The sequence below is a fragment of the Bacillus thuringiensis genome, assembly GCF_001182785.1.
Classification (GTDB): domain Bacteria; phylum Bacillota; class Bacilli; order Bacillales; family Bacillaceae_G; genus Bacillus_A; species Bacillus_A thuringiensis_S.
In genome coordinates, this window is sequence record NZ_CP012099.1 from 1,811,161 (window position 1) to 1,835,066 (window position 23,906).

The following is a 23,906-nucleotide window of genomic DNA, read 5'->3' on the forward strand; positions in this document are numbered from 1 at the left end:
CTAAAAGTTATAAAATTGTATTTTAAAAAGGGGGATGCTGTATGCGGATTTTAGTATTAGGCGCTGGTGGAGTCGGAGGATTTTTTGGTGGCAGGTTAGTCGAGAAGGGAGAAGATGTCACGTTTCTTGTTCGTAGTAAACGGAAAAAACAATTAGAGGAAAGAGGACTTGTAATCCGAAGTGTTAACGGGGATTTTTCCTTCCAACCGAAATTAATAACGAAAGAAGAGAGAACTTTTCAATTTGATGTTATTTTATTTTCAACAAAAGCGTATCACTTAAACGAGGCTATTCAAGATTTGAAGCCGTTTGTTGGCGATAATACTGTAATCATTCCATTGTTAAATGGTATCGCTCATTTATCACTACTACAAAAAGAATTCGGCGAAGAAAAAGTAATTGGCGGTTTATGCTTTATCGAGACGACGTTAAACGATCAAGGAGAAATTGTACAAACTAGCGCTGCCAACAGACTTGTGTTTGGAGAAATTAAGTCTCAAAATTCAGAGAGAGTAAAGCATATTTCTAAAGCATTTTCAGGTACGAAATCTAGTTTTGTTTTAAGTGAAAATATTACGCAAGATATGTGGCATAAATATTTATTTATTACTGTAATGTCAGGTGTGACAACGTTAATGCGTGCACCAATTGGACCAATCCGTGAAAGTGAAGGCGGCCGTGATTTTATCCGTAATGTGTTTGAGGAATCTGTACAAATCATGAGAGTATTAGGAGCTCCAGTAAAGGCTAATATTGCCCAGGAACATATGAAAACGATTGATAAAATTTCATATGATATGAAGTCATCGATGCAGCGTGATATGGAAAAGGGTTCGTTTATTGAAGGGAAGCACTTGCAAGGATATTTACTGGATGTAGCAGAGCAATTTTCTATAGCGGCACCATTATTAGGAACTATATATCAAAATTTAAAGGTGTATGAAGAGATGACCTTTAACAAATCTGTAATAGAATTAGATGTATGAAAAAATAAAAAAGATAGCAATATATAAGTGTATTGCTATCTTTTTTATTTTTTTGTATGACAAATTATTTATTTCTTTTCGTTCTATCTGTCAAATTTATTTCCTGTTCACGTTTACCATATAACTGATTAATTTCATTTGCTACTGCATCTAAATATGAATCGGAAAAAATAGGCTTCTTTTCTTTAGACATATGGGTCTCCTTTGCGGATTTTTAATATTCATTATGTATATTTCTCAGCGGATTATGCGCAATCATTTTAATTTTTTTCTTATTAAAAATTTTTGTTTACTTTTTGAAAATAAAGGAGTATTATAATCCACAGTTTCAATTTTCTAAATCGCTGAAACCGCATGGTACGGGGGACCCGTTTTTACGGATTAGTACATAATCCGATGGGGTGAATCCTTGAAAAAGGTAGGGCTACTCATAGGCCCGAATCCGACAGCTAACCTCGTAAGCGTTATATTGAGAAGGAAGGTGGAGCTTGTGCGACAAAAAAAATAATGTCTACAAGTCTATTTCGCTATGGCTTGTAGACATTTTTTGTTTTCTGAAGAAATCGTTTACTTGCTGTAACAAGCAGAAAAGTTCGTACAAAATTATTGGAGAGTGGACAGCATTGGTTTCATCTATTAAAAGATTTTTAATTGGAAGACCGTTAAAATCAACAGAGCTTGGAGAACAAAAGCTTAATAAAACGAAAGCTTTAGCTATTTTATCTTCTGACGCATTGTCATCAGTTGCTTACGGTCCAGAACAAATTTTAATTGCTTTAGCAGGTGTGGGAGCGATCGCTTATTGGTATTCCATTCCGATCGCTGTTGGGGTATTAGTATTATTGACAGCCCTTATTTTATCTTATCGTCAAATTATTTTTGCTTATCCGCATGGCGGGGGAGCGTATGTTGTATCAAAAGAAAATTTAGGGATGAATCCAGGCTTAATTGCTGGAGGATCTTTATTAGTCGACTATATTTTAACTGTTGCGGTAAGTGTATCTGCAGGTACAGATGCGCTAACATCTGCTTTTCCTAGTTTACATGCACATAATGTAATCATTGCGATTATATTTGTTATATTTATTACCATCTTAAATTTAAGAGGAGTAACGGAATCAGCTTCCGTTTTAGCATATCCTGTTTATTTATTTGTTTTAGCACTATTTATATTAATTGGTGTAGGCATATATAATATTTTGACTGGTCACGTTTCGCAGGCTTTACACACGCCGATCGGAACGCCGGTTGCGGGCATTAGTTTGTTTTTACTGTTAAGAGCATTTGCATCAGGTAGTTCTGCTTTAACAGGTGTTGAAGCAATTTCAAATGCAATTCCGAACTTTAAAGATCCTGCGCCAAACAATGCTGCAAAAACATTGCTTGCAATGGGTGCATTACTTGCTGTGTTATTTTCAGGAATTGTATTTTTAGCTTATTATTACGGAGTGACGCCGAGTAAAGAAGTAACAGTTGTTTCTCAAATTGCTGAACAAACATTTGGACGTAATTTCATGTACTATTTCATACAAGGTACAACAGCTTTAATATTAATTCTCGCAGCTAATACAGGCTATTCTGCATTTCCTTTATTAGCGGTTAACCTCGCAAAAGATAAATTCATACCGAGAATGTTTACGATTAGAGGAGACCGTCTAGGTTACTCAAACGGTATTATAATACTTGGAGTTGCTTCAATTATTTTAATTGTAGCTTTCCAAGGACAAACAGAACATTTAATTCCGTTATATGCAGTAGGTGTATTTATTCCATTTACACTTTCTCAAACAGGGATGGTATTAAAGTGGCTTCGTGAAAAACCTGAAGGATGGGCTTTAAAATTAACGGTTAATTTAATTGGTGCAGTTATTAGTTTTATCGTAATGAGCATGTTCTTTTTAACTAAATTTGCACAAGTTTGGTCGATTCTTATTTTCTTACCTGCTATTATCTTCTTGTTTCATCGAATTAAGAAGCATTATGATGCAGTGGGTGATCAATTAAGTTTAAAAACTTGTGAACCTCTTATTCCAATTGAGGGGAATGTAATTGTCGTTCCTGTAGCAGGTATGACGCATGTAGTAGAAAATTCATTGAACTATGCGAAATCTCTTTCTGCAGATCAAGTTATCGCTGTATATGTTGCTTTTGACAGAGAAGAGGAAAAGAAATTTGAAGAGAAATGGAAGGTGTGGCAACCTGAAGTAAGGCTTGTTACATTACATTCTCATTATAGAAGTATTATTCAGCCGCTAACGAAATTCATTGATACAGTGCAGTATAAGGCAAGTGAATCGAATTACCGCGTTACGGTCGTTATACCACAGTTCATTCCGAAAAAAGGTTGGCATAACATTCTTCATAATCAATCCAGTTTACTCATACGTGCGTATTTACTTTATAAAAGAAATGTTGTTATTACGACAGTTCCATATCATTTGAAAAAATAAGAAGATTTTTGAAGGATAGCTTCGTGAAAATGAAGCTATCCTTTTTGTGTATATCCTATGCATAATTGCATATGGGTTTAAAAATTATATCGATATAATTTTATCGGTTATTTGCAAGTAGTGTTTTCTGTGGTGATATGTAGATATTTCAATCGATAAAGTGAATCGGATTATATTTTGAAATAAGGACATGAAAGCTTGAAAATAAAGGGAATGAAAATACTTCTTTACGTTATATAAACAGCTGTGTTTAAATGACCTTACAGTACAAAACATATATGAAAACAAAACGAAATTTCATATTTACGCATGTTGTTTAGTTTAAAATGAATAATATTTTTACGTAATATATTCACTATGTGAATGTGGGAATTTCGATGAAATAGAAAATTTATACAATGTTATTCATACTAAACACATATGAAAAATAATAAAATGTTTTGTGACGATAAGTAAGTACTGTAGCAATACGAGAGAGGTGGTTCATACATGGATCGCGGTGAGAACGTTCTCTATTTTAACCATCTCAAATTATGGGCAAGAAAATAGAATAATAAAATGCGATAGTAATAGTTGCTAATACATAGGAGGAGTTAAAGTGAAAAAGACTTTAATTACAGGGTTATTGGTTACAGCAGTATCTACGAGTTGCTTCATTCCTGTAAGCGCTTACGCCAAGGAGGGGCAAACAGAAGTGAAAACAGTATATGTGCAAAATGTAATTGCTCCAAATACATTATCCAATTCAATTAGAATGTTAGGATCACAATCACCGCTTATTCAAGCATACGGATTAATTATTTTGCAACAGCCAGACATTAAGGTAAATGCGATGAGTAGCTTAACGAATCATCAAAAGTTTGCAAAGGCGAATGTACGAGAATGGATTGATGAATATAATCCGAAGCTAATTGACTTAAATCAAGAAATGATGAGATACAGCACTAGATTTAATAGCTATTATAGTAAGCTCTATGAACTAGCAGGAAACGTAAATGAAGATCAGCAAGCAAAAGCAGATTTTATGAGTGCATATGGAAAATTACAATTGCAAGTACAAAGCATCCAAGAGAGTATGGAGCAAGATTTATTAGAGTTAAATCGATTTAAAACAGTATTAGACAAAGATAGTAACAACTTATCAATTAAAGCCGATGAAGCAATAAAAACACTGCAAGGATCAAGTGGAGATATTGTGAAATTAAGAGAAGATATTAAAAGAATTCAAGGGGAAATTCAAGCTGAACTAACTACTATTTTGAATAGACCTCAAGAAATCATTAAAGGTTCTATTAATATCGGTAAACAAGTATTTACAATCACAAATCAAACTGCACAAACGAAAACAATCGATTTTGTTTCTATCGGTACTTTAAGTAATGAAATTGTAAATGCTGCAGATAGTCAAACGAGAGAAGCAGCTCTTCGCATTCAGCAAAAGCAAAAAGAGCTACTACCACTTATTCAAAAGTTATCACAAACTGAAGCAGAGGCGACACAAATTACATTCGTTGAAGACCAAGTAAGTAGCTTTACAGAACTAATCAATCGTCAAATTACAACTTTAGAAACGTTATTAACGGACTGGAAAGTTTTAAACAATAATATGATCCAAATTCAAAAGAATGTTGAAGAAGGCACGTATACAGACAGTAGTTTACTTCAAAAACATTTCAATCAAATTAAAAAAGTAAGTGATGAAATGAATAAACAAACAAATCAATTTGAAGATTACGTTACAAACGTTGAAGTACATTAAGCAGAAAAATAATTAGCGATATAGGGAGAGAAGAAAAATGACAAAAAAACCATATAAAGTAATGGCTCTATCAGCACTTATGGCAGTATTTGCAGCAGGAAACATTATGCCAGCCCATACGTATGCAGCTGAAAGCACAGTGAAACAAGCTCCAGTTCATGCGGTAGCAAAAGCTTATAATGACTATGAAGAATATTCATTAGGACCAGAAGGCTTAAAAGATGCAATGGAAAGAACAGGTTCAAATGCTTTAGTAATGGATCTGTATGCTTTAACAATTATTAAACAAGGTAATGTTAACTTTGGAAATGTATCGTCTGTTGATGCGGCTTTAAAAGGAAAAGTCATTCAGCATCAAGATACAGCGAGAGGAAATGCGAAGCAATGGTTAGATGTATTAAAACCACAGCTTATTTCAACGAATCAAAATATCATTAACTACAATACGAAATTCCAAAACTATTATGATACTTTAGTTGCTGCAGTTGATGCAAAGGATAAAGCGACTCTTACGAAAGGCTTAACTAGATTATCAAGTAGTATTAATGAAAATAAAGCGCAAGTGGATCAGTTAGTAGAAGACTTGAAGAAATTCCGAAATAAAATGACTTCGGATACGCAAAACTTCAAGGGTGATGCAAATCAAATTACATCTATATTAGCTAGTCAAGATGCAGGAATTCCGCTTCTGCAAAATCAAATTACAACGTACAATGAAGCAATTAGTAAATATAATGCAATTATTATCGGTTCATCTGTCGCGACAGCTCTAGGACCAATTGCAATTATCGGTGGTGCAGTAGTTATTGCTACGGGCGCAGGAACACCGCTAGGAGTAGCATTAATTGCAGGTGGTGCAGCAGCTGTAGGCGGTGGTACAGCTGGAATCGTATTAGCGAAGAAAGAGCTTGATAATGCACAAGCAGAAATTCAAAAGATAACAGGACAAGTTACAACTGCGCAATTAGAAGTAGCAGGATTAACGAACATTAAAACACAAACAGAGTATTTAACAAATACAATTGATACTGCAATTACAGCGTTACAAAATATTTCAAACCAATGGTACACAATGGGATCAAAATACAATTCTTTACTTCAAAATGTAGATTCTATTAGTCCAAACGACCTAGTTTTCATTAAAGAAGATTTAAACATTGCGAAAGATAGCTGGAAAAACATTAAAGACTATGCAGAAAAGATTTATGCGGAAGATATTAAAGTAGTAGATACGAAAAAAGCATAATCGAATACGAATTGTTAGAGCGTTAAGTGTTGATGAATGATTTGAAGCTCCTGTTCAGTTGTGAGCAGGAGCTTTTGATATCCTTATAAGGAGAATAGGTGAAAAATATGCAGAAAAGTTTTTATGAAAAATGCCTTTTAACGTTAATGATTGCTGGGGTGGCAACGAGTAACGCATTTCCTTTACATCCTTTTGCAGCAGAACAAAACGTAAAAACATTGCAAGAAAGTGCGCAAAATTATTCTCTAGGGCCAGCTGGATTCCAAGACGTTATGGCGCAAACGACATCGAGCATATTTGCAATGGATTCATATGCAAAATTAATTCAAAATCAGCAAGAGACAGATTTAAGTAAAATAAGTTCGATTAATAGTGAATTTAAAGGGAATATGATTCAGCATCAAAGAGATGCAAAAGTTAATGCAGCATATTGGTTAAATAATATGAAGCCTCAAATTATGAAAACGGATCAAAATATTATAAATTACAATAATACTTTTCAATCGTATTATAATGACATGTTAATAGCGATTGATCAAAAGGATAGCGGAAAATTAAAAGCGGATTTAGAAAAGTTGTATGCGGATATTGTAAAGAATCAAAATGAGGTAGATGGATTATTAGGAAATTTGAAAGCTTTTCGCGATAGAATGGCGAAAGATACAAATAGTTTCAAAGAGGATACAAATCAGTTAACAGCGATATTGGCAAGTACGAATGCTGGTATTCCAGCTCTAGAGCAACAAATAAATACATATAACGATTCGATTAAAAAGAGTAATGATATGGTCATTGCTGGTGGCGTACTTTGCGTAGCTCTAATAACATGTCTTGCTGGCGGGCCGATGATTGCGGTTGCGAAAAAAGATATCGCAAATGCAGAAAGAGAAATCGCTAATTTAAAAGATAGAATTTCAGGAGCACAAGCAGAAGTCTTAATTTTGACTGATGTAAAAAATAAAACAACAAACATGACAGAAACAATTGATGCAGCAATTACAGCACTACAAAACATATCAAATCAATGGTATACAGTAGGTGCAAAATATAATAATTTACTACAAAACGTAAAAGGAATTACTCCAGAAGAGTTTACGTTTATAAAAGAAGATTTACATACAGCGAAAGATAGCTGGAAAGATGTAAAGGATTATACAGAAAAATTACATGAAGGTGTGGCAAAGTAAACAGTGGACTAGTTCTGCTGTTTATTTTTTTATCCTGTTTTTTGTGAGAGTTGAACTTGCAATTATATATAAGTTTGTCATGTGTTTTATCCATGTGTGTATAAAAATCTTTTTGTTATCGCTCCCTTTGATAGAATCCATTTTTATATGGGTTTTTTACCGAATTTTTTAAAAATTAAATTTTATAGCTTGATAATTCGTTTGAAATGATTTAATCTTATGTCAAATGATATGTTTATCTATCAAAAATGTTTTTGTAAAGATAAAGGAGTGATTGAGAATGTTAAACGCCCTATTGATGGTAAGTCTTTAGGTACAGCAGCATTGAAAAGATTGGGAAGAAATGAGTGAGCTTTCACAATAAAGAACTCTATAACTTTATGTAGTGTTTGATACCCTTCGATTAGATTTTTTGAAAAACAAATCAATATTAATTGAATCAAAGTTTAAAAATTAAATATATGAGTAGTAGAAAAAATCCATTAGTTGTTATCATGTTCTAATAAAAAACGGGAAATGGAAATTCTGAGAAAACCTGTTCAGAAAGTAAGTTAGTGAGGGGAATTCAAAACCAATTTAATAAAAGCGAGGTAAATAATATGACTTTTGAAGAAAAATTACAAGCATATGCAGAACTTACGGTGAAAATCGGTGTCAATATTCAACCAGGGCAATACTTATTAGTCAATACATCAGTGGATGCATTGGATTTCGCCCGTATAATTGTGAAAGAGGCTTATAAGGCTGGGGCAGGGCGTGTTCATGTTAATTTTTCGGATGAAGAAATGGAACGTGCTTACTTTGATTATGCCTCAGATGAAGAATTTAATCGCTTCCCAGAGTGGATAGTCAAAATGAATGATGAGCTGATCGAACGTAAAGGAGCACTATTAATGATAGATGCTACAGATCCTGATAAATTTACAGGTATTTCATCTGATCGCCTAGCTACCTATCAAAAGGTAGCAGGAGCTGCTCTGAGAAACAATCGCAACGCCGTAATGAAGGATTCAATAGCTTGGTCGATGGTAGCAGTTCCTTCACCAAAGTGGGCATCGAAGGTGTTCCCAGGTTTAGCAACTGAGGATCAAGTACCAGCATTATGGGAGGCTATTTTTAAAGCTGTTCGTATTGGTGACGGCAGTGCTATTGAAAAATGGCGTGAACATGTAACAAATTTAGAATCTCGTGCGGTCCTACTGAACGATAAAAAATATATGAAGCTTCACTATACAGCGCCAGGTACTGATTTAACAATTGCATTAGCACCACAGCATAAATGGGTTACTGGAGGTGGTAAAACTCCTGATGATACTATCTTTATGGCTAATATGCCGACAGAAGAGGTTTATACGTTACCGATGAAACAAGGTGTAAATGGCTATGTAAGCAATACAAAACCATTAGTTTATCAAGGGAATATTATCGATGGCTTTAAACTGACATTTGAAGAAGGAAAAATTGTTAAAGCTGAAGCACAGGTAGGACATGATTTATTACAGGAGCTTATTAATGTGGATGAAGGCTCTTGCTATTTAGGTGAAGTAGCACTTGTACCACATGAATCACCGATTTCAGCATCGGGAATTTTATATTTTAATACATTGTTTGATGAAAATGCATCGAACCATTTAGCGATTGGTAAAGCTTATCCAACTTGCTTAGAGGATGGAAGAGATTTAGAAAACGATCAGCTTGAAACGTTAGGGGCAAATATTTCAATAACACATGAGGACTTTATGATTGGCAGCAGTGAGATGGATATCGATGGTATTCTACCAGATGGAACTGTAGAACCAATTTTCCGTAAAGGTAGCTGGGCATTTTAAGTTTTTAATTTGAATAAAGGAGTAGAGTGGATGCAACGGTTACTAAGCATAATTGGTGCAACTATATAGGTGTTTCACCTGCTTTTGCTTAGGCTGAAAACTACCTCTTTAATTAGAAGTAAAATGCATGCAAAGGAGATAGGCCAATGAATTTCTGGGAAGTTGTTTTGATAGTAGTGAATTTTAGTCTATTGAGTTGGATACTGTTAATAGGCAGAGAAACGAAAAAGTGGTCTAAATTAGCTACTTTGATTGCCGTTGTAATGGTTACAGTTCAGTTATTGGCAGAAGGTTTTAGGTGGCAGATGATTCCGGCATATGTATCCCCAGTTATCTTAATTTTATGCTATTTATTAACTAGGCGGAAAAAGGGATTTAGAAGTTCGGGTATATTCATAGTTAAGACTTCGTTACTATGTATCTATTTGTCTGTAGCAGTTGCGCTACCCTTACTTATGCCAGTATTTTCATTTGAAGAACCAACTGGTCCACATAGGGTCGGTACGAAGCTATATCATTGGGTTGATCATCAGAGAAATGAACCATATTCGAAAAATCCAAACGATCGGCGCGAACTGATGGTGCAAATTTGGTATCCTGCAGCTGAAAAAAGCAAGGGGGATCCAGAACCTTATATTCGTAACATAAATGAGCTCTCCAAGGGATTGGAAAAAACATTGTCTATTCCTGCATTTGCATTCAGCCACATGGAATTGGTAAAGTCTCATTCGTTTATGGATTTACAACTCTCAGACTCAGAGAATCACTATCCCATATTACTCTTCTCTCATGGTTTTAATGGTTTTCGTAATCAAAACACGTTTCAAGTTGAGGAGTTGGCTAGTCAAGGATATATTGTTCTAAGTATCGATCATACCTTTGATGCTGCAGCTACCGTCTTTCCAGGTGGTCGAACTGCTTACGTACAGCCCATCAATTTAACTGATGAAGGAGATAGCCACATAAAATTATGGGAGGAAGATGTCAGCTTTGTCCTTAATCAGATAGAGAAACTTAACGAAAACGATGAGACTGGTTTCTTTACAGGAAGACTGAATACCTCGCGAATTGGAATGTTTGGCCACTCTTACGGTGGAGCTACCGCAGCACAAATACTTGCAAAAGATTCTCGTGTCAAAGCAGCTATCAATATGGATGGTACATTGTATGGTGAAATTTTGCCTGAAAGTGGCATTGGAAAACCATTTCTGCTCATGAGTGCAGAAGAGCCTGATGAAGCAGATCCCTTTGAAGTGAGGGAGCGATACGGACGTGGGTTAGCTGGTGGTGGTATGTCAATGGTCATTCCTCATACGGATCATACAAGCTTTACCGATTTACATTTGTTCTCACCTCTGTTGCAGAGCCCAGGTGAAAATCCAAAGGAAGTTCATCGTATTATTAACGAATTCAGCCTGGCATTTTTTGACCAGTATGTAAAACAGAAGGATGACGGCTCAACCCTTAAAAGGCTGATGACCAAATACCCGGAAGTGAATTTTAAAGTAAACCGATAACTTTATGCAGAAAGTAACTTCATTATAAAATATTCAATAATTAAATGAAGTGCAAACGGATTTAATAAAAGTAGAAAAATTACTGTAATTATTAATTCGTCATAAAAATAGTTAAAAAAACCAGATAAGGTAATCATTTTTTCTACTAAGAAAGCGATTCGTACCATTTCCTTTGGCTCTTGTATTTATTACATTAAAGAATTTAATTTCTTCATTGTTATCTAAATAATGAAATGCTAAGAATGAAACATTCAAAGTGCTATCAGTTTCAGGAATATAATTCTTTTTGAAAAGCTACATTCAGCAGCTGGACACTTTATTTGAGATTGTTTATTATAATATCAAATGATATATTCATCTATCAAAAATGACGACTTTATACAGAAAAAGGGAGAGATTGACGATGAAGAAAGACTTGTCAGCGTTGAAGGAAGCGAGATTTAATGCAATTCTTGATTCAGCTACTATATTGCTTGTTGAAAATCCTACTGCTTCGATGAATGAAATTGCGGAATATGCGAGAATTGGAATTGCTACACTCCATCGCTACGTCGAAAGCAGGGAGAAATTGATGCTGTTCTTGGGCCATCGGGCTATACAAATGGTAAGTGATACTGTAAACCAGATTCCACTGGATGAGGAAAGAAGTGAAAACTATATCCCGGAACTCATTGAAGCGTTAATCCCTTTAGGTGACAAAATCTATTTTCTAGGTCATGATGCATCTGTATTTAACAACAAAGAATTAGGTGAAGCAGAAGAGAAGCTGAGGGAACCCTTAAGACGCGTTATTGAATTGCTACAACAAAGAGGTTACTTTCAGCAAACAGTTAGCAGCGAATGGATTTTGAATACGCTTTATGCTCTGCTTTTCCATACCTGGGAACAGGTACATGAAGGAAATGTGGCTAAAAAATCTGCTGCAGAGCTTGTTTTAAATACATTTTATTATGGTTTCAAAGCTAAGGATGAATTGAGAGGGAAGTGAACTGAACTGATTCAAATCCATGATAATTAATATTAATAATATAGAAAGTGAAAAGGAGCAATAGGATAATGAATAAAATCTCTATTGTAAAGGCTGTTCATCAATCCATGGTCGGCGCCCAGCTAAATGTAATGGCATTGGAATACATGGCGTTTCCACTTGCAGGATCTGAGGAGAAGAACACAGTCGATTGGACATTTTGTAAGCTATGGCGGCAGGAGAACAACCGTTTCAGTCATCAATACGCTTATGAAGCTCAAATGGATGGGAAAACTTTAGGGATGATTACTTGCTATCCCATACCCGTTTTAAATCGTCTTGCCTGGCCCACTTTTAAACAGCTGCTTTCGTTCCGAAAGCTGGGTTTTGTTGTTTATAACATACTGAATATCAAAATGCTTTATTCCATGTTTACCTTGAAGGAGGGAGAAGATGACGAGTTTCACATCGGAACAATTGCCTTACTGCCCGAAAGTCGAGGACTAGGGATAGGTACCAGACTAATTGAGTTTGCTGAGGAACAAGCTTCGCTGCAAGGCTTTGCCAAATGCTCTCTGACGGTAAAGAAAGAGAACCAACTTGCCATTAAATTGTATCAGAGGATAGGATACCAGATTACAGGTGAAATCAATAAACCAAAGTTATCGTTGTACAGAATGGTCAAAAACGTAGAACCTTACAACCATTTATAAAAAATTTGTACAGTATTAGAGGGTACCACCACATGCCCATAAACTTAAGGATTCAAAATTACCCCAAAGTAAAAAATGTAAATTTTGTACAAGTTAACACAAAATTTTAGCTTGATAGTGATGGGATGGGGCCTCTATATAAAAAAACACAGTTTACACTCAAACTGTGTTTTTTCGACGTATAATGATTTATCAACATTTCTTTTTATTCTTTAAAATCAGCAACAGAACCAGGCCTCTCCTCAAAGTATAAATTCCAAGGGAGGAACCGTTTTTTTATTTACTTATATACGTACAGCTGTACCACTTACAGCAACCATTAACATTCCATCACGTACAACCTCGTAATCTACGTCAATACCAACGATAGCGTTCGCACCTTTTTGTTTTGCAAGTTCTTTCATTTCGTCCATCGCAATATCACGAGCGTCTTTTAGCTTACTTTCATAAGCACCAGCACGGCCACCGACAACATCACGGACTGAAGCGAATAAATCACGGACAATGTTTGCACCCATAATAGCTTCACCATTTACAATATCAATATACTCAATAATTTCTTTACCTTGAATTCCAGAAGTTGTTGTTACAATCATGACTGACACTCTCCTAATAAGTTGTAGTTTTGATAAGATTTCTTATGCCTTAGAAAAAGTGGTTCTGGTGCCAAAAATACTCGATAGAAACATAGAGTATTTTTGCATCAAAACCTGCAATTGTTTAACATATGTATCGCTATGACATATGCAATTGAATGAAAGTGATGCAATTGTTTAACATATGTATCGCTATGACATATGCAATTGAATGAAAGTGATGCAATTGTTTAACATATGTATCGCCATAACATATGCAATGGATCTCTTAGAAATAAGATAAGCCGCAGTAAGTATCACTGAGCCAGGTAAATAAATAGCAATATCTGAAAGCTGGTTCGTATGAAGAACTGTAAAAATTATAATTGAGATGATAGATGCAATAGCAGTACCAATATAATGTGAAAAACGATTTAATATTATATGACGAAACACAATTTCTTCAAGCAATGGCCCTAGAATACCAAATACTAGCAATGTAAAAATAAGAGGTATCCCCGTACCTGTTTCAAGGAGCTGTTCTTGGTTCTCTGGCTGGGCAGTTGCTAGAAAACGCATAACAGATTGTTCTACAATTACCGTAAATAAAACCACCAGAGGAACACTTACTATTTTCAAAATTGTTTTCTCTTTAAAATAAGTAAAACTTTCAATAATTTCTTTCCTAAAGAAAATTATTCCTACAATAGCAGGTACAGTCAAACCGATGGCACTAAGAGCAAATTCTGATTCAACTAAATTGCTGTTAGTTAAAAGTGATAGGCCAAATAATATGAACAAGCCAATTTGAAGTAGTGCAAACATTGTATAAACTATTAGCATAATAATTTCTTTTTTATTCATTTTTATAAAGTTCACTTTATTGCCCCCGTAATTAAATTACCTACAATCTTTGATTTTTCTTTCTGCATAAAGTTCTCCTTATAAATATATTTATATAAAGATTTCAAACCGGACGGTTCGGTCTGAATCGAAATCTAATAATACTACAAGTTTCTAGTTTTTTAAACCTTTTTTACAAAGTATTAACAAAATCAAAATGGAAAAAAGCAAATATATTTATATCTCAGTTGCTTTGTTACAATTTAATTCCAGTAATCATTAATGATTAATCTTTTATAGAATGAAGTGAAAGTGGGGGAGTTCGAACACTTTAGCTAAACATATTAATAAAAATTATATATAATAATCATATGTCTATACGTTAAAATTAACTATATATTTTTACCCCTGCTACGAAGTTAGGTGAAAGTAGTTGTATAACATGACTGAATTGAATAATTGGTCATGTTAATTTTGACAGAAAATTCATTTGAGTGATATAGATAATACAATTTGATTAACCTCTTTTCAAACCGTATTGTTTGAGGTTCAGATAATATAGGGGTTGATAAGATATTTTTGTTCCAAACTTCTTTATACTTACAAAAAAATTCAAGAAAATAGATGGTAAATATCACCTGAAATATTAAGCTCGTTTTTATTAGGAGGATTACAAAGCATGACTAAAGTTGATAAGGTTAAAGAAAAAATTATTGAAACATCTTTATATTTATTTAATACTAATGGGATAACTCGCACATCCATCCAGGATATAATGACAGCTACTGAATTACCTAAAGGATCTATTTATCGTAGATTCAAAAGTAAAGAAGAAATTGTCCTTGCTGCCTACGACAAAAGTGGTGAGATTATGTGGAGTCATTTTCATAAAGCAATGGAAAATAAAAAGACAGCAATTGATAAAATCCTTGCAATTTTCCTTGTATATCAAGATGCAGCTAATAATCCTCCTATTGCTGGAGGCTGTCCATTACTTAATAGCGCAATTGAAAGTACTGGAGTATTTCCAGAATTACAAAAAGCAGCAGCAAAAGGTTATGATGATACAGTAATGTTAATGGCTTCTCTCATAAAAGAAGGAATAGAGAAACAAGAACTTAAAGAAGATACAGATATTATATCGCTCGCTTCTTTTCTTGCATCTTCAATGGAGGGAGCTATTATGGCAAGTCGCGTATCTAACGATAATATACACCATCATTATTTTATTGAACAAATAAAACATCATCTTTTCTCTTATTCTAAATAAGTGAGAACTTGCAGTGTTTTCATCCGATTTTTATAAACTTAAATTGAATACATACCCCTTATGAACAGTATCTTTTGTTTATGAGGGGTATTTGAATAGCTTTTAGACGATGTTTCATGTTTCTTATTGAACGTCTTTGTTATCGTTACTACAGGAAAAGCAATAAAGAATGAATTACATATAAACTGATTTATATGTTGTAAGTGTTTCTATATTGAGTTTGTAAATCTACACAATAAGGTTTCATTGTATATAATACGTAGAATAGAAGTTCAGTTAGATAAAATTCGGTAGTCGAATTTTTTTGCGTAAAGCTGTATAATGCTTGTAACGAAAGGGAAATACAGGAAGGGATTTGTAATGAGTTACTATGGAAAAAGATAAACAACAATTAAGCGTTGAAGTTGCAAGATTATATTATCAATCAGATTATAGTCAGCAAGAAATTGCTAACAAATTAAATATTTCAAGACCGACGATTTCTAGATTGTTAAAGTACGCGAAAGAAAAAGGGTTTGTTCAAATTAGCATCGCCGATCCATTTGCGGATTTAGATAACGTTGGGAATTTACTGAAAGAAAAGTACAACTTGTTAGAGGCACATGTTGTGTTTTCTCCAGTACCGGAATATGCAACGATTACAGAGTATATAAGTAAATATGCTGCTGAGTATATGGAAAAGACGGTTAAAAACGGTGATATTGTTGGTGTAAGCTGGGGAATGACGATGTATGAAATCGCTAGAAAAATCGTACCGCAACATGTAAAAGGGGTAGAGGTTGTCCAGTTAAAAGGCGGTATTAGTCATTCGAGTGTAAATACATATGCGAATGAGACGATAGCTTTATTTGCAGATGCTTTTCAAACGACGCCAAGAAATCTACCTCTTCCAGTTATATTTGATAATGCAGTGACAAAAGAATTAGTAGAGCAGGATCGACATATTCATCACATTATTGAAATGGGGAAACAAGCGAATATTGCAGTTTTCACTGTAGGAACAGTGCGAGACGAAGCGCTATTATTCCGATTAGGTTATTTCGATAAGGATGAAACAAGTTTACTCAAAAAACAATCGGTCGGTGACATTTGTTCACGTTTCTTTGATGGAGACGGAAATATTAGTAGCGAAGAGATTAATCAGCGTACAATTGGAATTGAGTTAGAGGAACTGAAATTAAAGAAACGCTCTATTTTAGTTGCAGGTGGTAATAGAAAAATAAAAGCAATTGATGGTGCGTTACGTGGCGGGTATGCAAATGTATTAATTATCGATCAGCATACAGCAAAAGAACTGTTACATTATGAAAAAGGTTAGAAATAAAAGGAGTTCTCAAAATGTTAATTTTGAGAACTCCTTTTATTTTGTTATGTATGAATGATAGGAGTCTTTTTTGAACACAAATTGCCTTTTTAAAAATAATTATGGATATGGAGATACATACTACCATTGTTAACATAGAAAATTTGATTATATATGAAGTGTTCTTTGTTAGAATGCGCTTTATTTACTACAAGAAAATTCCTTTTAAAAAAGAATGAACAAAATTTCAAAAGTGTATTTACATTTGTTCAACTAAGAGTTAGAATGAAGTTGTTAAAAGATATGAGGAGTGAAGATAATGAACATTGCAAAGTTAATTGACCATACAATTTTAAAAGCTAATACTACTAAAGAAGATGTTATGAAAGTAATCGAAGAAGCAAAGGAATATAAATTTGCTTCTGTTTGTATTAACCCAACGTGGGTAAAATTAGCGGCTGATGAACTAGCTGGACATGATGTAGACGTTTGTACTGTAATCGGTTTCCCATTAGGAGCAAGCACTACTGAAACAAAAGCATTTGAAACAAAAGATGCTATTGCAAAAGGTGCAACTGAAGTTGATATGGTAATCAACGTAGGCGCTTTGAAAGATGGCGACAACGAACTTGTTGAAAAAGACATTTATGAAGTAGTACAAGCAGCAAAAGGAAAAGCTCTTGTAAAAGTAATCATTGAAACTTGCCTATTAACAGATGAAGAGAAAGTACGCGCTTGTGAATTATCAGTAAAAGCTGGTGCTGATTTCGTAAAAACGTCAACTGGATTCTCAACTGGCGGAGCAACTGCTGAAGATATCGCATTAATGCGTAAAACAGTAGGACCAAACGTTGGTGTAAAAGCATCTGGCGGTGTTCGTACACGTGAAGATGCAGACAAAATGGTAGCTGCTGGAGCTTCTCGCGTTGGAGCAAGTGCTAGTGTTGCAATCGTATTAAATGATGCAAAAGGTGCTACAGATAACTACTAATCGATAAAAGCTTAAAGCAATAGATATACGTTTAAAGTATATCTATTGCTTTAATAATTGAAAAAAATGTAAGCGGATACGAATGGGAGGAAACGGCTTATGAAATACTTAATCGGTGTTTTTGGCCTCGTATTGATTTTAGGTATCGCTTGGCTTGCTAGTAATGATAGAAAGAAAGTCAAATATCGTCCAATCATAACGATGGTTATATTACAATTCATTTTGGGGTTTCTATTATTAAATACAAGTGTAGGGAATATATTAATTAGCGGAATAGCAGATGGTTTTGGAGAGCTATTAAAATATGCCGCTGACGGTGTGAATTTCGTATTTGGTGGATTAGTAAATCAAAAAGAGTTTTCGTTCTTTTTAAGTGTATTAATGCCAATCGTATTTATATCAGCCTTAATAGGTATTTTGCAACATATTAAAGTATTACCTATTATTGTGAAATCTATCGGTCTAGCATTAAGTAAAGTAAATGGAATGGGGAAACTAGAATCATATAACGCTGTGGCATCGGCGATTTTAGGACAATCGGAAGTATTTATTTCGGTTAAGAAACAACTAGGGTTATTGCCAGAGAAAAGAATGTATACATTATGTGCATCAGCAATGTCTACAGTTTCTATGTCTATCGTTGGATCATATATGGTTTTATTAAAACCACAATATGTTGTAACCGCTTTAGTGCTTAACTTATTCGGTGGCTTCATCATTGCTTCTATCATTAACCCGTATGAAGTTACTGAGGAAGAAGATATGTTAGAAGTACAAGAAGAAGAGAAAAAGACTTTCTTTGAAGTATTAGGGGAATACATTATTGATGGATTTAAAGTTGCGATTACAGTAGCAGCTATGTTAATTGGTTTCGTAGCTCTTATCGCATTCATTAATGCAGTATTTAAAGGTGTAATCGGTATTTCATTCCAAGAAATTCTTGGTTATGCATTTGCACCATTTGCATTTATTATGGGTGTACCTTGGCATGAAGCAGTTAATGCCGGAAATATTATGGCAACAAAATTAGTATCAAATGAATTTGTCGCTATGACAGATTTAGCACAAGGAAACTTTAATTTCTCAGATAGAACGACAGCGATTATCTCTGTATTCTTAGTTTCATTTGCAAACTTCTCTTCAATTGGGATTATTGCAGGAGCAGTTAAGAGCTTAAATGAAAAGCAAGGGAATGTAGTCGCAAGATTTGGTTTGAAATTACTATTCGGTGCAACATTAGTAAGTTTCTTATCAGCAACAATCGTTGGTTTATTATTTTAATAGATTTATATAATATAAAAAGGAATGGTGATTGTAATGAGAATGGTAGATATTATCGCAAAAAAACGTGACGGCAAAGAATTAACGACTGAAGAAATCAAATTCTTTATTAATGGATATACAGACGGAAGTATTCCTGATTATCAAGTGAGTGCACTTGCAATGGCAATCTTCTTTAAAGATATGACAGATCGCGAACGTGCAGATTTAACGATGGCGATGGTTGAGTCTGGAGAAACGATCGACTTATCAGCAATTGAAGGAATTAAAGTAGACAAACATTCAACTGGCGGTGTTGGTGATACAACAACATTAGTATTAGGACCATTAGTAGCTGCTTTAGATGTACCAGTAGCAAAAATGTCTGGTCGTGGTTTAGGGCATACAGGCGGAACAATTGATAAATTAGAAGCGGTAGAAGGATTCCACGTTGAAATTACGAAAGAACAATTCATTGATATTGTAAACCGTGACAAAGTAGCTGTTATTGGACAAACAGGAAACTTAACACCTGCAGATAAAAAGATTTATGCATTACGCGACGTAACAGGAACTGTTAACTCAATTCCTTTAATCGCAAGTTCAATTATGAGTAAAAAAATTGCAGCTGGTGCTGACGCAATCGTACTTGATGTAAAAACAGGTGCTGGTGCATTTATGAAAACAGAAGAAGATGCAAAAGAATTAGCACATGCAATGGTACGTATCGGAAATAACGTAGGACGTCAAACAATGGCAGTTATTTCAGATATGTCACAACCTCTTGGATTTGCGATTGGTAATGCTCTAGAAGTGAAAGAAGCAATTGATACGTTAAAAGGTGAAGGTCCAGAAGATTTAACAGAATTAGTACTTGTATTAGGAAGTCAAATGGTCGTACTTGCGAAAAAAGCAAATACGTTAGAAGAAGCTCGTGAAATGCTAATTGAAGTGATGAAAAACGGAAAAGCAACTGAGAAATTTAAAGAGTTCTTAAGCAATCAAGGCGGAGATAGCTCAATTGTAGACAATCCAGAAAAAATGCCACAAGCGAAGTATGTAATTGATGTACCTGCAAAAACTTCAGGTGTTATTTCTAACATTGTTGCAGATGAAATCGGTATCGCAGCTATGTTACTTGGTGCTGGCCGCGCAACAAAAGAAGATGAAATTGATTTAGCAGTAGGTTTAATGTTACGCAAAAAAGTTGGCGATGCAGTAAAAGAAGGCGAGCCGTTCGTAACAATCTACGCAAATCGTGAAAATGTAGAAGATGTAAAAGCAAAAATTTATGAGAACATCTCTATCGCTGAAACAGCAGTGGCTCCTAAATTAGTTCATACAGTTATTACTGACTAATCATTATTTCATTTACTTTGAGGGGGAAATAATATGGATAAGAAAAAATATATTGAAGAAGCAAACAAGATGTTATCGAAAGCGTATATTCCGTATTCTAAATTTCCTGTTGGCGCAGCGTTAGTTACGAAAGAAGGGAAAATCTATACTGGTTGTAATATAGAAAATGCTTCTTACGGTTTATGTAACTGTGCAGAAAGAACAGCAATATTTAAAGCAGTATCAGAAGGTGAGCGCGATTTTAGTTACTTAGTTATTACAGGAGAAACTGATGGACCGATTTCACCATGTGGTGCGTGTAGACAAGTAATTGTTGAATTCTGTGATCCGAAAATGCCTGTATTACTAACGAATGTAAAAGGTGATGAAAAAGAAGTGACTGTTGAGCAATTACTTCCAGGTGCTTTCACAATTGACGATTTAAAATAAGTTAAAAAGCCATTTTTCAATTATTAATTGCAGAATGGCTTTTTTGTTCATATTCCGTTCATAAACTTTGCGTAAAATGATTGCAGCGAATATGGAAAGTTTACAGCAGGAGGAATATAATGAAGAAATTCTATAATGCGGCATGTAGTTACTTATTGGTTTATGATTTTGCTAAAAAAGTCATTTAAATAGATAGGAGTGGAAAGTATGATAGCACTTTTATCAAGTGTCATAGCGGTTTGTATGGCTGTTGGGGTAATGTTTCTACGTTTTAAAGCAGCGAAAAAGCCGGTAACGAAAAAGAAAATTATATTACCACCAATTTTTATGAGTACAGGCGCGATGATGTACTTTTTACCAGAGTTTCGATTAACATCGTTAGAAATAGTCGAGGCAATTAGTATAGGGCTTATTTTCTCTATTTTTCTTATTAAAACAACTAAGTTCGAAATAAAGGGCGAACATATATTTATGAAACCGTCAAAAGCATTCATATTCATTTTAGTAGGCTTATTAGCTGTACGCGTGGCATTAAAGTCATATTTAAGCCAATCAATTGATTTGGCAGAGTTAAGCAGCATGTTTTTCTTACTTGCATTTGCGATGATTGTGTCGTGGAGAATTGCGATGTATCGCTCGTTTACTAAATTAGAAAAGACAATAAACAGAGCTGGAATTTCTATATAGGAAATCCAGCTCTGTTTATGTTTTATTGAAATTCTTTAGCGTGGAACTCATTTGCTTAATTTTAAACGTATTTGAGCATCTTGTAATGCAACTGGTGTAACGTTAAGACCATTCGAATCAACAATTTTTGTATTTAATAAAATGGAATCTAGGCTTCCACGAAATGTTTCTGTATAGTTTTGACGTAACATTTGTTGTTCTTGTTTTTCATCAACTGTTAATCCAGATGTTCTTTCTTTTTTTGATAATTCATTAATACGGAATAAAATATTTTGCATTTTGTTCACCTCTTGTTTTAAATTAAATTAGCAACTTACTAATTTATAGTTATTGTAACTTGTTTAGTTGTTTGTGTCAATACTATCTAAAAATAAGTTAAAAATTGACGAAAAATTATAACAATAATAGAATAAAGTGTATTGAATAATTAGTTTCACAATTATACATAAAACGCTAGGGGGATTATTATGAAATCAACATTTTTTGCTCAAAATAGAGAAAGACTAACGAAAACATTACCTGATGAATCCGTTACGATTTTATTTGCGGGACAAGCACCGCATATGTCAGCTGATGCACATTATAAATTTGTACCGAATCGTAATTTTTACTACTTAACGGGAATCGATGAACCAAATGTTATTTTTATGCTAAAAAAGTTTGGGAATAGTGTAGAAGAGACACTTTTTATTGAAAAATCAGATCCAGTAATGGAAAAATGGGTTGGGAAAACAGTTTCTAGCGAAGAAGCAGAGGGAATTTCAGGTATAAAGAAAGTTGTATATTTAGATAGCTTTGAAAAGACAATGTCAAATATACTTTTTACAGAAAATGCGAAGCATCTATATTTAGATATAGAACGTCGTGAGTGGAATGGTACGGAGACAAAAACATTAGCATTTGCTAAACATGTAAGAGAACAATACCCACACGTAACAATTGGTAATGTATATCCGAACATTTGTGAATTACGAGTATTTAAAACAGAGGAAGAAATTGAAATTATTAAAGAAGCGATTGCTATAACGCAAGACGGTATTTACAACGCACTTAAGCATGCAAAAGCAGGTATGATGGAGTATGAATTAGAAGCTCAATTTGATTTTACACTGAAATCATCTGGCATTAAGCACCATGCGTTCAATACAATTTTGGCAAGTGGTAAAAATGCTACAGTTCTTCATTATGAAGATAATGATGCACAAATTCAAAATGGTGATTTAGTATTGCTAGATTTAGGTGCTCAAAAAGACTACTATAACGCTGATATTAGTTATACATTCCCGGCAAATGGAACATTCTCTAGTCGTCAAAAACAAATTTATAATATTGTATTAAAGGCATTAAAAGAAACAACAGAGATTATTAAGCCAGGATTAAAGTTCGCTGCATTAATTGAGCATACAAAAAAGGTGCTGGCAGAAGAGTGTAAAGCAATTGGTTTAATTCAAGAAGATGAAGAGTTATCAAAATACTATTATCATGGTGTCAGCCATTTCCTTGGTTTAGATACACATGATGTAGGAACATATAAAGATAGAGTGTTAGAAGAAGGTATGGTTATAACAATTGAACCTGGTCTTTATATTGAGGAAGAGTCGATCGGTATTCGAATAGAAGATGATATTCTTGTAACGAAAGACGGGTATGAAAACTTATCAAAAGATATCATTAGAGAAGTTGAAGAAATTGAAGAATTTATGAGTGTAAATAATGAACATGTAAAAGGAAACCAAGCTGTAGTTAAATAATAAAAAAGTCATCACTAATTTATTTGAACTTTATCTCGAATCGTGGACAATTAAAAAATCCAGGATTCGGGATAGGGTTCTTTTTATCTTCGAAATACTAATCTTTAATTATTAATCCTAATAAAGTTGCAAACTGAACAGCTTGATATGTTGATACTTTACATCCTTTTAAATCGTTCACTGAAACTGTAAGTGTATCAAAGTTAGAAGAACTAATATCTATCCCCTTCAGTGATGTCTGATCAAAATTAGCTTCGTCAAGACTACATAATTGGAATTCAACTTTTTTTAGTTTACAGTCAAAAAAATCTGCATTATTTAATGAAGTTTCATTAAATATAATTTTTTCTAGTTTAGAATTTCCAAATGCTGCTAAATTCAAAATTGAATTCTCAAATTTAACATTTCCTAAGCTAGATTCTGCAAAATTAACCCCGATTAATTTACTGTTTTTAAATTCGACTCTATGAACAGAAGAATTGCTTAAATTAACATTTGATAAATCGCAGTTTTCAAAACAAACATCTGTAATATCAATATTGCTAAAGTCTGTATTAGTGAATTTACAATTCTTTATCACTGCATCATACAATCGCACTCTATCTACAGATTCATTTTCGAAAGTGGAGTCTATAATTTCACACACTTCTAATGTTGGATCTTCTTCATAAAAAATATCTTGAAAATTCTTTGAAGATAACTCTGGTGAAATTTTTGGTCTATCAATTTTCATCGTATATCAATCCTCTTCTATTTGATATATTTGTGTAATTTGAGTCTATTG

Annotated in this window: 24 protein-coding genes and 1 riboswitch; of the genes, 18 read left to right on the plus strand and 6 right to left on the minus strand. The window is 33.9% G+C overall.

Annotated features, from left to right (window positions below):
• The first annotated feature begins 41 nt into the window (after positions 1-41).
• Complete coding sequence (gene panE / locus AC241_RS09525; RefSeq protein WP_050843260.1) at positions 42-986, plus strand: 2-dehydropantoate 2-reductase; 945 nt, start codon at positions 42-44, stop codon at positions 984-986.
• 64 nt (positions 987-1,050) lie between these two features.
• On the opposite strand, the gene AC241_RS35675 is transcribed toward panE, so the two are convergent.
• The gene (locus AC241_RS35675) at positions 1,051-1,179 is read right to left on the minus strand and encodes a hypothetical protein (RefSeq protein WP_000031873.1); all 129 of its coding nucleotides are present in this window, start codon (positions 1,177-1,179) and stop codon (positions 1,051-1,053) included.
• Positions 1,180-1,318: 139 nt separating this feature from the next.
• Positions 1,319-1,465: riboswitch (cyclic di-AMP (ydaO/yuaA leader) on the plus strand.
• Between the two features lie 144 nt (positions 1,466-1,609).
• On the opposite strand from AC241_RS35675, the gene AC241_RS09535 reads away from it, so the two are divergent.
• The 7 genes from AC241_RS09535 (at position 1,610) to AC241_RS09560 (ending at position 10,974) form a co-directional block, all read left to right on the plus strand.
• On the plus strand, positions 1,610-3,436 hold the full coding sequence (locus AC241_RS09535) for an APC family permease (RefSeq protein ID WP_016082062.1): 1,827 nt from the start codon (positions 1,610-1,612) through the stop codon (positions 3,434-3,436).
• Between the two features lie 598 nt (positions 3,437-4,034).
• A complete protein-coding gene (nheA, locus tag AC241_RS09540) occupies positions 4,035-5,195 on the plus strand; it encodes a non-hemolytic enterotoxin NHE subunit A (RefSeq protein WP_050843262.1) in 1,161 nt (386 codons plus the stop codon).
• 37 nt (positions 5,196-5,232) lie between these two features.
• Entirely contained in the window at positions 5,233-6,441 is a 1,209-nt protein-coding gene (gene nheB, locus AC241_RS09545; RefSeq protein ID WP_000162968.1) for a non-hemolytic enterotoxin NHE subunit B, read from the plus strand.
• 107 nt (positions 6,442-6,548) lie between these two features.
• A complete protein-coding gene (nheC, locus tag AC241_RS09550) occupies positions 6,549-7,628 on the plus strand; it encodes a non-hemolytic enterotoxin NHE subunit C (protein ID WP_029441996.1) in 1,080 nt (359 codons plus the stop codon).
• A 219-nt stretch (positions 7,629-7,847) separates the two neighbouring features.
• Entirely contained in the window at positions 7,848-7,979 is a 132-nt protein-coding gene (locus tag AC241_RS35680; protein ID WP_257151172.1) for a hypothetical protein, read from the plus strand.
• Between the two features lie 248 nt (positions 7,980-8,227).
• Positions 8,228-9,457: an aminopeptidase gene (locus tag AC241_RS09555; protein ID WP_048565318.1), complete on the plus strand. Its 1,230-nt coding sequence runs from the start codon at positions 8,228-8,230 to the stop codon at positions 9,455-9,457.
• A gap of 146 nt (positions 9,458-9,603) precedes the next feature.
• Positions 9,604-10,974, plus strand: coding sequence for an alpha/beta hydrolase family protein (locus AC241_RS09560; protein WP_050843264.1), 1,371 nt, complete (start codon positions 9,604-9,606; stop codon positions 10,972-10,974).
• A 2-nt stretch (positions 10,975-10,976) separates the two neighbouring features.
• Here AC241_RS09560 and AC241_RS34745 read toward each other — a convergent pair whose 3' ends face one another.
• Entirely contained in the window at positions 10,977-11,141 is a 165-nt protein-coding gene (locus AC241_RS34745) for a hypothetical protein (protein WP_016082058.1), read from the minus strand.
• A 236-nt stretch (positions 11,142-11,377) separates the two neighbouring features.
• On the opposite strand from AC241_RS34745, the gene AC241_RS09565 reads away from it, so the two are divergent.
• Together AC241_RS09565 and AC241_RS09570 are read left to right on the plus strand one after the other, a co-directional pair.
• Positions 11,378-11,962, plus strand: coding sequence for a TetR/AcrR family transcriptional regulator (locus AC241_RS09565; protein ID WP_050843266.1), 585 nt, complete (start codon positions 11,378-11,380; stop codon positions 11,960-11,962).
• Positions 11,963-12,030: 68 nt separating this feature from the next.
• The gene (locus AC241_RS09570; protein WP_001033856.1) at positions 12,031-12,654 is read left to right on the plus strand and encodes a GNAT family N-acetyltransferase; all 624 of its coding nucleotides are present in this window, start codon (positions 12,031-12,033) and stop codon (positions 12,652-12,654) included.
• A gap of 284 nt (positions 12,655-12,938) precedes the next feature.
• Here the strand turns inward: AC241_RS09570 and AC241_RS09575 are convergent, their stop codons facing one another.
• Positions 12,939-13,250 carry a heavy metal-binding domain-containing protein gene (locus tag AC241_RS09575; protein ID WP_000637505.1) on the minus strand — a complete coding sequence of 104 codons (312 nt, stop codon included), beginning with the start codon at positions 13,248-13,250 and terminating at the stop codon, positions 12,939-12,941.
• 192 nt (positions 13,251-13,442) lie between these two features.
• Positions 13,443-14,108: a CPBP family intramembrane glutamic endopeptidase gene (locus AC241_RS09580; protein WP_050843268.1), complete on the minus strand. Its 666-nt coding sequence runs from the start codon at positions 14,106-14,108 to the stop codon at positions 13,443-13,445.
• Positions 14,109-14,751: 643 nt separating this feature from the next.
• On the opposite strand from AC241_RS09580, the gene AC241_RS09585 reads away from it, so the two are divergent.
• The 7 genes from AC241_RS09585 to AC241_RS09615 all read left to right on the plus strand — a co-directional run bounded on the left by AC241_RS09585 (position 14,752) and on the right by AC241_RS09615 (position 21,371).
• Positions 14,752-15,342, plus strand: a complete 591-nt coding sequence (locus AC241_RS09585) for a TetR/AcrR family transcriptional regulator (protein ID WP_048565321.1) — start codon at positions 14,752-14,754, stop codon at positions 15,340-15,342.
• Positions 15,343-15,712: 370 nt separating this feature from the next.
• Positions 15,713-16,660: a DNA-binding transcriptional repressor DeoR gene (locus tag AC241_RS09590; protein WP_016082054.1), complete on the plus strand. Its 948-nt coding sequence runs from the start codon at positions 15,713-15,715 to the stop codon at positions 16,658-16,660.
• Positions 16,661-16,964: 304 nt separating this feature from the next.
• Positions 16,965-17,636, plus strand: coding sequence for a deoxyribose-phosphate aldolase (gene deoC, locus AC241_RS09595; RefSeq protein ID WP_001017441.1), 672 nt, complete (start codon positions 16,965-16,967; stop codon positions 17,634-17,636).
• A 99-nt stretch (positions 17,637-17,735) separates the two neighbouring features.
• Positions 17,736-18,917, plus strand: coding sequence for a NupC/NupG family nucleoside CNT transporter (locus AC241_RS09600; protein WP_016082053.1), 1,182 nt, complete (start codon positions 17,736-17,738; stop codon positions 18,915-18,917).
• Between the two features lie 36 nt (positions 18,918-18,953).
• Positions 18,954-20,255, plus strand: coding sequence for a pyrimidine-nucleoside phosphorylase (locus AC241_RS09605; RefSeq protein ID WP_001983022.1), 1,302 nt, complete (start codon positions 18,954-18,956; stop codon positions 20,253-20,255).
• Between the two features lie 33 nt (positions 20,256-20,288).
• Positions 20,289-20,684 carry a cytidine deaminase gene (locus AC241_RS09610; protein WP_043935005.1) on the plus strand — a complete coding sequence of 132 codons (396 nt, stop codon included), beginning with the start codon at positions 20,289-20,291 and terminating at the stop codon, positions 20,682-20,684.
• 207 nt (positions 20,685-20,891) lie between these two features.
• On the plus strand, positions 20,892-21,371 hold the full coding sequence (locus AC241_RS09615) for a CcdC family protein (protein WP_043935006.1): 480 nt from the start codon (positions 20,892-20,894) through the stop codon (positions 21,369-21,371).
• A gap of 47 nt (positions 21,372-21,418) precedes the next feature.
• Here the strand turns inward: AC241_RS09615 and AC241_RS09620 are convergent, their stop codons facing one another.
• A complete protein-coding gene (locus AC241_RS09620) occupies positions 21,419-21,649 on the minus strand; it encodes a DUF896 domain-containing protein (RefSeq protein WP_001179618.1) in 231 nt (76 codons plus the stop codon).
• Positions 21,650-21,838: 189 nt separating this feature from the next.
• On the opposite strand from AC241_RS09620, the gene AC241_RS09625 reads away from it, so the two are divergent.
• Positions 21,839-23,122 carry an aminopeptidase P family protein gene (locus AC241_RS09625; RefSeq protein ID WP_050843271.1) on the plus strand — a complete coding sequence of 428 codons (1,284 nt, stop codon included), beginning with the start codon at positions 21,839-21,841 and terminating at the stop codon, positions 23,120-23,122.
• A 97-nt stretch (positions 23,123-23,219) separates the two neighbouring features.
• Here the strand turns inward: AC241_RS09625 and AC241_RS09630 are convergent, their stop codons facing one another.
• Positions 23,220-23,855 carry a pentapeptide repeat-containing protein gene (locus tag AC241_RS09630; protein WP_050843273.1) on the minus strand — a complete coding sequence of 212 codons (636 nt, stop codon included), beginning with the start codon at positions 23,853-23,855 and terminating at the stop codon, positions 23,220-23,222.
• Positions 23,856-23,906 lie beyond the last annotated feature (51 nt).

Bases quoted from the DNA above. Each gene is read 5' to 3' on its own strand.
- AC241_RS09605 (WP_001983022.1), top strand. From the start codon at position 18,954: ATGAGAATGGTAGATATTATCGCAAAAAAACGTGACGGCAAAGAATTA.
- AC241_RS09600 (WP_016082053.1), top strand. From the start codon at position 17,736: ATGAAATACTTAATCGGTGTTTTTGGCCTCGTATTGATTTTAGGTATC.
- nheC (WP_029441996.1), top strand. From the start codon at position 6,549: ATGCAGAAAAGTTTTTATGAAAAATGCCTTTTAACGTTAATGATTGCT.
- AC241_RS09620 (WP_001179618.1), bottom strand. From the start codon at position 21,649: ATGCAAAATATTTTATTCCGTATTAATGAATTATCAAAAAAAGAAAGA.
- AC241_RS09560 (WP_050843264.1), top strand. From the start codon at position 9,604: ATGAATTTCTGGGAAGTTGTTTTGATAGTAGTGAATTTTAGTCTATTG.
- AC241_RS35675 (WP_000031873.1), bottom strand. From the start codon at position 1,179: ATGTCTAAAGAAAAGAAGCCTATTTTTTCCGATTCATATTTAGATGCA.
- AC241_RS09565 (WP_050843266.1), top strand. From the start codon at position 11,378: ATGAAGAAAGACTTGTCAGCGTTGAAGGAAGCGAGATTTAATGCAATT.
- AC241_RS09570 (WP_001033856.1), top strand. From the start codon at position 12,031: ATGAATAAAATCTCTATTGTAAAGGCTGTTCATCAATCCATGGTCGGC.
- AC241_RS09630 (WP_050843273.1), bottom strand. From the start codon at position 23,855: ATGAAAATTGATAGACCAAAAATTTCACCAGAGTTATCTTCAAAGAAT.
- panE (WP_050843260.1), top strand. From the start codon at position 42: ATGCGGATTTTAGTATTAGGCGCTGGTGGAGTCGGAGGATTTTTTGGT.
- AC241_RS09610 (WP_043935005.1), top strand. From the start codon at position 20,289: ATGGATAAGAAAAAATATATTGAAGAAGCAAACAAGATGTTATCGAAA.
- AC241_RS34745 (WP_016082058.1), bottom strand. From the start codon at position 11,141: ATGGTACGAATCGCTTTCTTAGTAGAAAAAATGATTACCTTATCTGGT.
- AC241_RS09585 (WP_048565321.1), top strand. From the start codon at position 14,752: ATGACTAAAGTTGATAAGGTTAAAGAAAAAATTATTGAAACATCTTTA.
- AC241_RS09575 (WP_000637505.1), bottom strand. From the start codon at position 13,250: ATGATTGTAACAACAACTTCTGGAATTCAAGGTAAAGAAATTATTGAG.
- AC241_RS09615 (WP_043935006.1), top strand. From the start codon at position 20,892: ATGATAGCACTTTTATCAAGTGTCATAGCGGTTTGTATGGCTGTTGGG.
- nheB (WP_000162968.1), top strand. From the start codon at position 5,233: ATGACAAAAAAACCATATAAAGTAATGGCTCTATCAGCACTTATGGCA.
- AC241_RS09625 (WP_050843271.1), top strand. From the start codon at position 21,839: ATGAAATCAACATTTTTTGCTCAAAATAGAGAAAGACTAACGAAAACA.
- AC241_RS09590 (WP_016082054.1), top strand. From the start codon at position 15,713: ATGGAAAAAGATAAACAACAATTAAGCGTTGAAGTTGCAAGATTATAT.
- deoC (WP_001017441.1), top strand. From the start codon at position 16,965: ATGAACATTGCAAAGTTAATTGACCATACAATTTTAAAAGCTAATACT.
- AC241_RS35680 (WP_257151172.1), top strand. From the start codon at position 7,848: ATGTCAAATGATATGTTTATCTATCAAAAATGTTTTTGTAAAGATAAA.
- AC241_RS09555 (WP_048565318.1), top strand. From the start codon at position 8,228: ATGACTTTTGAAGAAAAATTACAAGCATATGCAGAACTTACGGTGAAA.